Source organism: Nitrosospira sp. Is2, assembly GCF_033095785.1.
GTDB lineage: Bacteria > Pseudomonadota > Gammaproteobacteria > Burkholderiales > Nitrosomonadaceae > Nitrosospira.
In genome coordinates this window covers 3,039,138-3,050,360 of record NZ_CP137134.1, presented here as the reverse complement: position 1 = coordinate 3,050,360, position 11,223 = coordinate 3,039,138, and the positions used below count along the sequence as shown (strand labels likewise).

The 11,223-nt window shown below is 54.8% G+C and carries 13 protein-coding genes and 2 tRNA genes; 4 read left to right on the top strand and 11 right to left on the bottom strand.

Annotated features, from left to right (window positions below):
- Positions 1–4: 4 nt before the first annotated feature.
- The 9 genes from R5L00_RS13420 to R5L00_RS13380 all read right to left on the bottom strand — a co-directional run bounded on the left by R5L00_RS13420 (position 5) and on the right by R5L00_RS13380 (position 6,238).
- Positions 5–1,174 (bottom strand): efflux RND transporter periplasmic adaptor subunit, encoded by a 1,170-nt coding sequence (locus R5L00_RS13420; protein ID WP_317652289.1) that lies wholly within the window; start codon positions 1,172–1,174, stop codon positions 5–7.
- 593 nt (positions 1,175–1,767) lie between these two features.
- On the bottom strand, positions 1,768–1,914 hold the full coding sequence (locus R5L00_RS13415) for a hypothetical protein (RefSeq protein ID WP_317652287.1): 147 nt from the start codon (positions 1,912–1,914) through the stop codon (positions 1,768–1,770).
- A 352-nt stretch (positions 1,915–2,266) separates the two neighbouring features.
- Positions 2,267–2,340 (bottom strand) — tRNA-Cys (locus R5L00_RS13410).
- A 143-nt stretch (positions 2,341–2,483) separates the two neighbouring features.
- Positions 2,484–2,558: transfer RNA gene (locus R5L00_RS13405), tRNA-Gly, on the bottom strand.
- 137 nt (positions 2,559–2,695) lie between these two features.
- The gene (pgsA, locus tag R5L00_RS13400; RefSeq protein WP_107693262.1) at positions 2,696–3,268 is read right to left on the bottom strand and encodes a CDP-diacylglycerol--glycerol-3-phosphate 3-phosphatidyltransferase; all 573 of its coding nucleotides are present in this window, start codon (positions 3,266–3,268) and stop codon (positions 2,696–2,698) included.
- 122 nt (positions 3,269–3,390) lie between these two features.
- Positions 3,391–3,537 carry a hypothetical protein gene (locus R5L00_RS13395; protein ID WP_317652285.1) on the bottom strand — a complete coding sequence of 49 codons (147 nt, stop codon included), beginning with the start codon at positions 3,535–3,537 and terminating at the stop codon, positions 3,391–3,393.
- Positions 3,534–5,351 (bottom strand): excinuclease ABC subunit UvrC, encoded by a 1,818-nt coding sequence (gene uvrC, locus R5L00_RS13390; protein WP_411555624.1) that lies wholly within the window; start codon positions 5,349–5,351, stop codon positions 3,534–3,536. The genes R5L00_RS13395 and uvrC overlap by 4 nt, the downstream gene beginning before the upstream one ends.
- Positions 5,352–5,359: 8 nt before the next feature.
- Positions 5,360–5,548: a tautomerase family protein gene (locus tag R5L00_RS13385; protein ID WP_107693264.1), complete on the bottom strand. Its 189-nt coding sequence runs from the start codon at positions 5,546–5,548 to the stop codon at positions 5,360–5,362.
- Positions 5,549–5,551: 3 nt separating this feature from the next.
- Entirely contained in the window at positions 5,552–6,238 is a 687-nt protein-coding gene (locus R5L00_RS13380) for a uracil-DNA glycosylase (protein WP_317652280.1), read from the bottom strand.
- A 58-nt stretch (positions 6,239–6,296) separates the two neighbouring features.
- Between R5L00_RS13380 and efp the strand changes: the two genes are divergently transcribed.
- The gene (efp, locus tag R5L00_RS13375) at positions 6,297–6,863 is read left to right on the top strand and encodes an elongation factor P (RefSeq protein ID WP_107693265.1); all 567 of its coding nucleotides are present in this window, start codon (positions 6,297–6,299) and stop codon (positions 6,861–6,863) included.
- Positions 6,864–6,940: 77 nt separating this feature from the next.
- On the opposite strand, the gene R5L00_RS13370 is transcribed toward efp, so the two are convergent.
- Positions 6,941–8,284 (bottom strand): OprO/OprP family phosphate-selective porin, encoded by a 1,344-nt coding sequence (locus tag R5L00_RS13370; RefSeq protein ID WP_317652278.1) that lies wholly within the window; start codon positions 8,282–8,284, stop codon positions 6,941–6,943.
- A gap of 180 nt (positions 8,285–8,464) precedes the next feature.
- On the opposite strand from R5L00_RS13370, the gene R5L00_RS13365 reads away from it, so the two are divergent.
- Positions 8,465–8,767, top strand: a complete 303-nt coding sequence (locus R5L00_RS13365; RefSeq protein ID WP_317652276.1) for a hypothetical protein — start codon at positions 8,465–8,467, stop codon at positions 8,765–8,767.
- A gap of 245 nt (positions 8,768–9,012) precedes the next feature.
- Positions 9,013–9,393 carry a hypothetical protein gene (locus tag R5L00_RS13360; RefSeq protein ID WP_107693268.1) on the top strand — a complete coding sequence of 127 codons (381 nt, stop codon included), beginning with the start codon at positions 9,013–9,015 and terminating at the stop codon, positions 9,391–9,393.
- Between the two features lie 117 nt (positions 9,394–9,510).
- Here R5L00_RS13360 and R5L00_RS13355 read toward each other — a convergent pair whose 3' ends face one another.
- Positions 9,511–10,398, bottom strand: coding sequence for a DMT family transporter (locus R5L00_RS13355; RefSeq protein WP_317652273.1), 888 nt, complete (start codon positions 10,396–10,398; stop codon positions 9,511–9,513).
- Positions 10,399–10,615: 217 nt separating this feature from the next.
- On the opposite strand from R5L00_RS13355, the gene R5L00_RS13350 reads away from it, so the two are divergent.
- Positions 10,616–11,170, top strand: a complete 555-nt coding sequence (locus R5L00_RS13350) for a DNA-3-methyladenine glycosylase (RefSeq protein WP_258192600.1) — start codon at positions 10,616–10,618, stop codon at positions 11,168–11,170.
- Positions 11,171–11,223 lie beyond the last annotated feature (53 nt).

The window sequence follows — 11,223 nt, the reverse complement described above, 5'->3', positions numbered from 1 at the left end:
CTTCTCACCTCGTCCCGGCGGCCGCCGGCGGTGCAGCCATCGGCACTTCATTTGGCTTCACCGGTGCGCCGGGAAAGAGGATTTTCTGTAAACCGGCCACGATGACTTTGTCATTCGGCTCGAGTCCGGACTTTACGATGCGCAGACCATCGATTACGCCACCGAGCGTGATGTCCTTGCGCGTCGCCTTGTTCTCCAGGCCGAGCACGTAGACGTATTTGCGATCCTGGTCGGTCATGACCGCCTTGTCGTCGATCAGGATCGCGGCGAATTCACCACTGCCCTGAAGCTGCACACGCGCATACAGGCCGGGTGTGAACACACGGTCGGGATTGGGCACCACTGCGCGCGCGCTGATCGTGCCGGTCGCGGGATCGACCTGGTTGCTGACAAAGTTCACGGTGCCGGTGTAAGGATAGCCGGTATCACTGGCGAGGCCGACGCGCACCGGATTCGCCGAGCCGGGACGTTCACCCTTGCGCGCGAGTTCCGCATAGCGCAGATAGGTTTGCTCATCAGGCTGGAAATAGACGTAAACCGGATCCTGCGAAACCACTGTTGTCAGCACACTCTCGTCGGCCTGCGCCAGGTTGCCGACAGTCAGCAGCGCGCGGCCGATGCGTCCTGTGATCGGCGAGCGCACCTGGGTGAAATCTAGATTGAGGCGGGCGCTGGCAACGGCGGCCTCAGCCGCGCGCACATCGGCATTACCCTGGGTTAAATTGGTTGTGCGCTGATCGTATTCCTGGCGCGAGATCGCCTGATCCTCGATTAGCGGTTGTGCCCGTCTTTCCTGCAAATGGGCAAACTGGGCCGACGAATGTGCGCGTTCGAGTTGCGCCTGTGCGCTGTCGAGCGCGATGCGATATGGGCGCGGATCGATCACGAACAAGAGGTCGCCGACCTTGACCTCGTCGCCTTCCTTGAATGCGATACGATCAATGTAGCCCGAGACCCGCGCTCGCAGCTCGACCGTGTCGATTGCCGCAATACGGCCGGTGAACTCATCCCATTGATACACCCGTTTCGACACGACCGTCGCCACGCTGACCTCCGGCACTGGCGCAGCAGCGTCAGGCGGCTTTCCCCCTTTGCTGCAGCCCGCGATGAAGACGGCAAGTAGTGCAACCAAGGACAGCGGTTTGAACAAACGGATGATATGGTGCGCACGCATGGCGAGTGAGTTCGCAGGCTAGGGGTCAAGTGGTGAATTGGAGATTCGGCGCTGGGCTCCAGTAATCAGACGCTAAAGCAGATGCACGGACTGACTGCGGCAATGGCCAGCGAAGCAGGCAAAATTGTTTTTAGATTAGTAGCGTGAGCGACATTTAGTAATTGGAACCGCTGCCCCTAACGCAGCTGTTTGAAGCTTGATAGTAATGCGATAGCGGGTGGAATATGAAAAGCTCTGATCGCAATTCCAAGTAAAGCCGGAAATATAAGACCGGCATTCCTATTTGCTTACCTGACCCATTATGAGTAAAACACACCTTCATCTCAAGAACAGTAACGATGTGGCAATTTCGATTTAAAGCTGATACAACCACATCAGACCATACTAAAGTTTAAGCTCTCCCACCTCTTTCAGAAATGTTTGCGGCGTTTATTGCCCCATGTTCCCATCCGCAAAGTCCGGTACACCGCATTGAGTTGTGGCGCCCCCTTCATGATACAGGGCGGCAATCCGCCCTACAATTAATCGGGAATACTACGCAACCCTTTTTAGAACTGGTTACGAATACCGATGAAGAAAGGCGAGGCTTTGAACTAAATCCTGTCGGGCTCGATGCCGTAGCCAATGGTATGTCCGTTGAACGTGACGGCAGGCTTTTTCTCGATCTGTACCACATTGTCTGGCATTTCAATCCGGTTTGCGCAGCGGGAGCCAGCCGCATGCTGGACAAATATTGGCAATTCGTTACTTCCGGTAAGAATATATGCACGAGGAGGCGGGTCACGAGGAATGGATGGTTAATGACCTCGAAGCATTAGGCGTTCCAAAAGACAAAGCGGAGGTGCATCGACCATCCACATTTACCCTGGCGCTGATGGATACAACTATTGGGCAGCGGATCGTCGTTATCCCTGCTCGGTACCGAGGATGATCTATGCGCTGAAGGTTATCGCATCGGTATCGAATTAGGAGTTACCCCGAAGAGTTACCCCTATTAAAGCCGGAGCTACCCCTTACTGGACAAACGCGTCTATAAAAAGCCCGCAATTACGCGGGCTTAAGGATATTCTCGGATTTAGTTGGATCGTTATATGGAGGCGGGGGTCGGAATCGAACCGGCGTCCACGGCTTTGCAGGCCGCTGCATAACCACTCTGCCACCCCGCCATTGCTGCGACAACCCTATGGGCTGGTTGCACCGTTGCAGTGCAATCGCGAAACTGAAAACTAAAAAGGGAAAACGGATTTCAGCAAAGGCGCATGTGTTTCATACGATGGCCTTATGCGAAAGGATCCATTTTCCCTGTAACTGGAGCGGGAAACGAGGCTCGAACTCGCGACCCCAACCTTGGCAAGGTTGTGCTCTACCACTGAGCTATTCCCGCGAAATACAATCCCGGCATTATAAGGATGCTGGTATCTTTGTCAAGAAAGACGCCTGCGGAACCCCGGGACCCCCTGCAACTGTTATGGCAATTTATATCCAGAATGCTTACAAAGTTCAGGCAAACGTTTAAACCTGTCAGCCGTGTTTCAATGCCTGGGGAATGGCCACCTTGAGATAGTAAGCCATCGACCAAAGCGTCAGTACCGCCGCGAGATAAATCAGCCACGTCCCTACTTCCTGCGGGTTGAAGCTGTCGCCTATTTTTTCGTGATACAAGAGCAGCGGGATCGCGGCCATCTGCGATACCGTTTTCAGCTTGCCTAAAAATGAAACAGCCATACTTTTACCCTTGCCGATCTGAGCCATCCATTCGCGCAGGGCTGAAATCGTGATCTCGCGCCCAATGATGATGAACGCGATAAGCGCATCCAGCCTGCTCAAATAAACAAGCACGATCAACGCCGCCGCCACCATCAGTTTATCCGCCACCGGGTCGAGAAAGGCGCCAAAAGCTGAGGTCTGCCGAAGTACTCTTGCCAGGTAACCGTCCAACCAGTCGGTAATGGCCGCGCCGGTGAAAATAACGGTGGCGATCAGGTTCTGATTGGACGGAGAAAGCCAGGTCGGTGGGAAATAAAAAATTCCTACGAACAGCGGGATTGCCAGGATACGCATCCAGGTAAGGATGTTGGGAAGGTTAAAAGGCATAAGAGTCAGGCTATGCCAGCGAGGATACGGGCGGATAACTCCATCTTCCGGGCTTTCGCTTCTGATTGCCTGCTGAACTTGCCTCGTTACAGCACATCATCATATCCAAAGATTCTCGCATATCAACTGTGGATGCCAATATCGCCGCACCTCAGCGCCCGGACACCGGGATCGAGTGCGAGACTGGCTACTGAACTGGCATGAAGATTGGCTGCATAACTTTGCGTACGCTTGAGGCTAGCGAGGCCACATGCCTGGGAATCACTCAATGCAGCTCCCGGTAAATTTTTTCCGCGAGCGCTCGGCTGATACCATCCACTTGCTGCAATTCGTCAATGCTCGCCGTAAGTACGCCTTTGAGGCCACCGAACCTTTGCAGAAGGCTTTGACGGCGCTTGGCGCCGATACCCGCGATCTGTTCAAGGGTAGAGCTGGTGCGCGACTTGCCGAGCTTGGCGCGATGACCGTAAATCGCGAAGCGATGGGCCTCATCGCGAATTTGCTGGATCAAATGCAGCCCGGCATGATCCTTTGACAATTGTAACGGCTTTTCCTTTGTCGGGAAAACCAATTGCTCCATGCCAGGCTTTCGTTCTTCGCCTTTCGCCACGCCCAGCAGATTCGCGTCATTCAGCCCAAGCTCGACCAACACCTCATGAGCTGCATTGACCTGTCCCCTGCCCCCGTCAATCAAAATCAGGTCGGGGAGGCTCCCCTCGCCTTCCGCGACTTTTTGATAACGCCGCGTGAGCACATCGCGCATCGCGGCGTAGTCGTCCCCCGGCGTTATGCCAGCGATATTGTAGCGGCGGTATTCGCTGTTGCGCATGGCGAAATTGTCATAGACCACGCAGGATGCAATGGTCGCCTCCCCCATCGTGTGGCTGATATCGAAACATTCGATGCGCCCAAGCCCTGTCATATCCAGCGCCTGTTGCAAAGCTTGCAGCCGGTCCTCCTGACTGGCCTGCCGGCTCAGCATCTGTTCCAGCGACAGGCGGGCGTTTTCCGTCGCCATGTCGAGCCACATGCGCCGGTCCCCTATAGGGTTGGCATTGATGACGATCTTATGGCCGGATTGCTCCGCCATCAGCTCCTGAAGCGTATCCCGCTGAATTTTTTCCCCGACGATGACGAGATTCGGTACGCTGCGATTGAGATAATGCTGGGCGAGAAAAGCCTCTACGACCTCGGGGAGGTCGTAGCCCTCCGCATTCTGAGGAAAAAAACTCTTGTCCCCCAAATGCCGCCCTCCCCTGATCATGGCCAGATTAACGCATATCCTTCCACCGGCGTCACTCTCTGCCACAGCGGCCACGACGTCCGCATCGAGCGCTTTACCGCTATCCACAAACTGTTTCTCACGAATCCTGCGCAGCGACTGAATCTGGTCACGAAACAACGCGGCCTGCTCATACTCCTGTGAATTCGCTGCCGCCTGCATTTTTCTGGTAAGACTTTCCAGCACCTCCGTCTGCTTGCCCTGCAAAAATAACTCGGCATCTCGCACGTCTTCGCTATAGGCCTCCTCCGAGATCAGGTTCACGCACGGACCGCTGCAACGCTTGATCTGATAGAGCAGACAGGGCCGTGTACGGTTGCTGAACACGCTGTCCTCGCACGTACGGATGCGAAAAACCTTCTGCAGGAGCTGGATGCTTTCCCTGACCATTCCGGCACTCGGGAACGGGCCGAAGTATCGATGTTTCTTATCCAATGGACCACGGTAAAAGCCGAGCCTCGGAAACCGGTTGCCACTCAAGATAACGTAGGGGTATGACTTGTCGTCCCGAAACAGGATGTTATATTTCGGGGTGAGCGTTTTAATCAGATTATTTTCGAGTAATAATGCCTCCGCTTCGGAACGGGTAACGGTGGTTTCGACGCCCGCAATTTGCGAAACCATTAATTGCGTGCGCGGCCCCAGTCCGTTTTTCTGAAAATATGAGGAAACGCGCTTTTTGAGATCGATGGCCTTGCCGACATAAATCACCTGCCCCGCCGAATTTATCATGCGATAAACCCCCGGCTGGGAGGGAAGGCGCGAGCAAAATGGCTTCGGGTCGAAAACAGACTCTGCCAGCAACGAACTCAGTCCTCCTCGCCCAGTAATTTCCCTGCGATGGCCCAACTTTCGTGCGGCAACTCATCGAAAGCGATGTAGGTGTAGGATTTGGGTTTATGTGCCACGCGTTCGAGCGTATCGGTAATTTCCTTGGCGATCTGTTTCTTCTGCTCGCGGCTGAGCGAACCTGCTATGCGGATGTTGACGTAGGGCATCGGTTAGTCTCCAGTGTTCTGATGAGAAGCGGAATCGGCGCAAATTTTTTCAAATACCTGCTCAAACATGTCAGTCGTCAGACGCCGCGTCTGGGTATTGTAGCGACTGCAATGATAGCTGTCATATAGCGTTAACCCCGCTGAGCTCGCATCATCAGCCGTGCCCCCGGCAGGAAGGGCATGAATGGCGCCATGGCTGAATGGAAAGCTTCTGAGCTTGAGTCCCAGCGCCATAAGCACAGCCTGATGAGCGATCGCGCCAAGAGCAAGTAACGCAGAGCCGCTCGCCGTAAAATCGGAAATCTCCTCAGCAAGATACCGATTGCATTGCCGGATCTCGTCCGGTTCGGGCTTGTTTCCTGGCGGCAGGCATTTAACCGCGTTGGTAATGCGGCAACGCATGAGCTGCAGATTGTCGTTTGCGGAAGCGGAACCCTCATGAGTCGCAAACCCGAATTTATAAAGCGTTTGATATAACAATATACCGGCGAAATCACCGGTGAATGGCCTTCCGGTGCGGTTCGCGCCGTGCATCCCGGGCGCCAGACCAATAATGAGAAGCTCGGGCGCAGCATCGCCAAAAGCTGGCACGGGACGGGCATAGTAATCCGGGTGGCGCGCCTTCACCTCGTCTAGAAAATCCGCCAGCCGTTGGCACTGGCGGCAGTCAACGGAAAATCTGGTTTGCATAGCGATACCCATAACATTCTGTAGTAAAATGCGCGTTTCTTGAATCAGTGGATAAATAATGGCTAAAGTTCTTGCAACCGAAATCCGCGTCGGCAACCTGATCGAATGGGAGAAACGCATATGGCGCGTGCTGAAATGTTATCACGTCCATGTGGGCGGCCGCGGTGGCGCGTTTATGCAAGTGGAAATGAAGGATATCGAAGCGGGCACCAAAACGAACCAGCGAATCCGTACAGAAGATAAAGTGGAACGGGCTTTTGTCGAACCACGCGATATGACTTTTCTCTACCAGGAAGGCGACAATTATATCTTCATGGATAAAGAGAACTATGAACAATTGAGCCTTTCGCAGGACTTTCTTGAAGGTCAGTATGAATACCTGTTGCCCAATACTGATGTGCAAGTCAATTTTCACAACGATCGCGCCATTGGCGTGCAGCTTCCCGCCAGCGTAGTGCTGGCCATCACTGATACTGAACCCAACCTCAAGGGTGCCACTGCCACCAGTTCCTACAAACCTGCCACAATGGAGACCGGTCTTGTCGTCATGGTTCCGCCCTTCGTCCTTCAAGGGGAAAAAATCAAGATCAATACCGATAGTGGAGAGTATATCGAGCGTATGTAGCCATGCCGCACCGGAGGATAGCGGCAAAGGTCCCGGTTCTTGTCCACGCCAGTAATGTTCTCCGTTTCCAATGCCGGTTAAAAGCTCAGTTGAGTGCGAAAGGAAATCGCGTAGGGCTCGTCTTTCCGGTTTACTTCGCCCGCACCCGCATTACCGATGGATGCTTCAGTCACATAATAATTCAGCATGAAGCGTAGACCGGGCCGAACATACCAGTTAGCCCCCAAGGTGATCACCTGCACCTGACATTTCGATGTTGCAGTGCGGCAAGGGTCCGCAATCAGGCTCTGGGTTGTGTTCTCCGCCACATCGTACCGAACGGCCAGCTCAAGCGCGCCCCACTTACTGATCGGTTTCGGCTTGCCAAACGTCCCGCGGTCTTTCCGGTACAGTGCCCTCTCACCCGTAACAAACCAGCTTGCCTGTACATAATAGGCCTGCACAGTGGAGTTTTTTTGCGCTCCTGCCACCAGATGGGTATTGTCGAGTCGAACGTTCGCATACTCTCCCTGCACGGTCACAGGACCCATTGCATAGGCCGCTTCCGCGGCGAAAGTCGTTTGCGTAGCGTTGCCGGGAGAGCCCATGCCCACGCCTGCGGTACCGAGAGATTTGCGAATTCCCTGACGCCCGCCATAAATATCAACCGCACTCGCGGAAAGCGATCCGGCATTAGCCTGATCCCGGCTGAAGGAAAACCCGAAATGCATCGTCGTATTCTCGTCCGAGATGGGCAACCAGACCACGCGACCCCCATAAGTCAGGCCCTCGATCGGCAATCCGGCATGGGCCAGGCTCATGACATCCACCCCAAAACCAAACTTGTCCCCAACCGTGTTTTTATAGCCCATCCCCATCAGGAACTGTCGCCCGTTATATATGCCGGTGGACGACGTCGAGGGGCGCTCCATGAAGGTGATCTCGTTCGAACTGGTTAATTCTTCCAGGCCGCGGTAGGGCTTGAACTGACCAACCGTGACGAGACCGGAGCCCAGTTTGGTCGACACCCAGGTTTCGCGAAGTGTGTGAGGAAAGTCGCCTGCGGCAAAATCGTTTTCGAACTTGAAGTTCAGGCGATAAAACCTGCCGGTCAAGGTGGTATAGGTGCGGCGCCAGTTGAAGCCGCTTCCTTCATCGGCTCCCAATACTTGGCTGCCGAACGGCGGAAAACGTGAATCTACGTTGTCCTGATTGAACCAATGCACGTCAAGATGCGCACGTGCATTGAGTCCAAGCTCAAAATTGCCACCCTCCGATTGAATTTTAGGTCCGCCGTCCTTGCTGACGCGGAAAGCATGAGCCGGGCTAACACCGGCGGCTATCAGTGCAAATACCGCCAACGCGCTATATCGCAGTAGATCTGGCATATCGATGAAGGCTGGTTTACTTGAAGTCAGTAGTAAGCCCTGTTTTTTATCCACTTCTCACTTCTTTACGAAGATGATATATGCATAACCCGGGCACCCCGGGATGCAAATCCGCGACGTGGAAACGTTTGGCGACGCTCTGCGGTTTCGTATGCTACCGCACTGAACGATGGATCACGGCGCCCTAACATAACTGGCACAGCACTGTCGCTGGATTAAAAAAAAGGAATGTTCATGAAAATTTTTCCAATCGTCGCAGCAATGATTTTTGGCGCCGCGGGCGTGGCCAATGCCCAGGGTTATGATTCAGATAAACGTGATCCCATGAAAGAAGAGCAACGTCGTGACTCTTCCCAGCAAGGCACGGGCTCTTCGAACACGTCGGGCTATGGCACAAGCGGATCGCAACGCGATGATAGCACTCGTAGATCGAGTAGCAGCCAGTATGGAGGATCGTATCAAAGCGGCGTGGATGTCGATCTGTATGACCAGGATGCCGCGAACGGTACCGGACCGCGAATCAAGGGAAGATATTGATCGTTCTGGTTGCGACGCTAATCGGGCGGGGCTTGCCCAGTGGAGAGTATGGCAAGTCCCTCATCGCGAGCCAGCTTCTATAAGCCATGCCTCGCTGCCGGTGCCGTTGTGACATCTGCTGGAGCTGCATCAGCTTCCCCGCGGCCAATGGATGACCTTGGTGTGATAGCGCACTGAACAATTGGCAACCAAAACGTAACCTTTCAAACACAGCAATATCGCTGGATCAACAAAAAGGAACAGCCATGAAATCTACTACAGTTAAAAACCGCTCAATGGCCTCCGCATTAGCTCTGGTCAGCGCCGCCATCTTTGGCATGGCAGGAATCGCGCACGCACAGTATGGCGGTAGCTCATCCGGGCAAGGCAGCAACGCTGCTCAGAGTGGCAGTTCTGCTGGTCAGAGTGGTTCAGCGGGCAAAACGCCCAGTGAAAGCGAGAGCCTTAAGGAAGGAAAGGCAGGAATGGATCAAGGGCAAGTAGACCAGCAAAAAAGGAACGAACGGAACAAGGATGCAGCTTCGCCAAGCCGGGAGTCCCACGTTCCGGACTTTCCGCGAGATAAAGAAGGAAAACCGATGAAGGACCTGAAGGACGAGCAAGGCGGACCCATCGGGCCCAACTGATCTGATGCATAGCTCGGTCTATGCGGCGGTTCACGGCAACGTCGAATCGCCGCCATGACCTACGACCTTCCATCGTACCACCATGAAGGTCACGGAGCTTCCCGGCTGCCGTCATCGTTACGGGGTCGTGCTGATGCGGCTTGCAGCCAGAACGGTTGGGCGCAACCGCACCGCGGCGATGCCAGCCACCGCAATCAAGCCCATGCCTAGCAGCGCCACTACTGTAACCGGGTCATCGAACAGCAGAACGCCATACAAGTAGGACCAGGCGATGCCCAGGTACTGCAGACTGCCATTGACAAGCATGCGGCCGGTAGCATAAGCACGAGTCATCAACAACTGCGCAAGTGTCGCCAGCAAACCTACGGCCAGCAGCAATCCCAGACCCGACACGGTATGCGAATGCCATCCGCTGAAAAGTGACGCCCCCACCGCCCCTCCGGCGATGCCTCCCACAGAGAAATAAAATACAACGCGCTCTTCCGGTTCGCCGGCTCTTCCAAGCGCGGCCACCTGCATATAAGCCAGCGCGGTGAGCAGACCGGAAAGCAGGCCGGCCAGCGCCCCCCATAACTGATCACTTTGCAAAGTGGGCTGCAGGATACACATCACGCCCACGAAACCCACAAGCGCGGTCCAAATGAGACGAGTGCTCACCGTGACGCCGCGTCGCAATGCAGAACCTCCGATAAGTAAAACCACCATCCAGATAGGCGCCATGTAATTCAGGGTGAAGGCAGTAGAAAGCGGCAACTCTCCAATTGCATAAAACCAGAGGCCCAACGCGCTTACTCCGGCCAGACTCCTCCAGAAGTGCATCGCTGGCATCGAGGTGCGAAACGAACCGCCGCGTGCCCGGGTAAGCATGATCATCATTGCTGCGCCAACCATACCCCGGTAAAACACGATCTCACCCGTACTGTACTCCGCCGCGGCGAATTTTACACACATGCCCATGGTTGCAAATAGCATTGTTGACGCGACCATCAGCAGTGGCGCCGACACCCCTTCTTTTCCCCTCCAGCGAATAAATACGTTAAGCGGCATCTGGAATATGTGTATTAGTGTTAACCCTATCCCCCGTGCCGTTGTAGCACATACACGCCGGTAAGGTAAGCACATTAAGGTCTCAGCCGAACCATCAGCGTGCGTGGATTGGCCAAGCGGACGTGGTTTGGTTTTTGCAAGTGCTCTGTATAATATTGCCGCCATGAGGACTGTGATGCCATTTATAGATTTTTCAGCGCCATCGGTCGAGGTGGCACGGCGTCTGATCGGCGCGACATTGCTCGTGGATGGGGTGGGAGGACGTATTGTCGAGACCGAAGCCTACGATCATGATGATCCGGCTTCGCACAGCTTCGCGGGGCCTACGAAACGAAACATGATAATGTTTGGGGCGCCCTGCCGCGCATATGTCTACCGCTCCTATGGAATCCATTGGTGCCTCAACTTCGTCTGCCGCGCGGAAGGGCATGGGGCTGGCGTTTTAATCCGCGCAATCGAACCGGTGTCAGGACTTGATACCATGCGGGCAAGGCGCGGACTTGATGATGTGCGTCTGCTATGTTCCGGCCCCGGGCGTGTGTCTCAGGCACTCGGTATCACGCAGGCACACAGCGGTTTGGCAATCGACGTGCCACCATTTCAGCTTTTACCATTACCCGAGCCGGCAGTGGTCGTAACGGGACCCCGCATCGGCATTTCGAAAGCTGTCGATATGCCCTGGCGATTCGGACTCGCCGGCTCGCCCTTCGTCAGCCGGCCATTCCGTTAGGGTTTGTAAGCCACCACTCGCTACGAATAAGCTGAGCGGGGAAGGTCTGCAAT

Coding starts and splice junctions, on each gene's coding strand:
- R5L00_RS13420 (WP_317652289.1), bottom strand. CDS start 1,174: ATGCGTGCGCACCATATCATCCGTTTGTTCAAACCGCTGTCCTTGGTT.
- pgsA (WP_107693262.1), bottom strand. CDS start 3,268: ATGCCTTTTAACCTTCCCAACATCCTTACCTGGATGCGTATCCTGGCA.
- R5L00_RS13385 (WP_107693264.1), bottom strand. CDS start 5,548: ATGCCCTACGTCAACATCCGCATAGCAGGTTCGCTCAGCCGCGAGCAG.
- R5L00_RS13380 (WP_317652280.1), bottom strand. CDS start 6,238: ATGCAAACCAGATTTTCCGTTGACTGCCGCCAGTGCCAACGGCTGGCG.
- efp (WP_107693265.1), top strand. CDS start 6,297: ATGGCTAAAGTTCTTGCAACCGAAATCCGCGTCGGCAACCTGATCGAA.
- R5L00_RS13365 (WP_317652276.1), top strand. CDS start 8,465: ATGAAAATTTTTCCAATCGTCGCAGCAATGATTTTTGGCGCCGCGGGC.
- R5L00_RS13360 (WP_107693268.1), top strand. CDS start 9,013: ATGAAATCTACTACAGTTAAAAACCGCTCAATGGCCTCCGCATTAGCT.
- R5L00_RS13350 (WP_258192600.1), top strand. CDS start 10,616: ATGCCATTTATAGATTTTTCAGCGCCATCGGTCGAGGTGGCACGGCGT.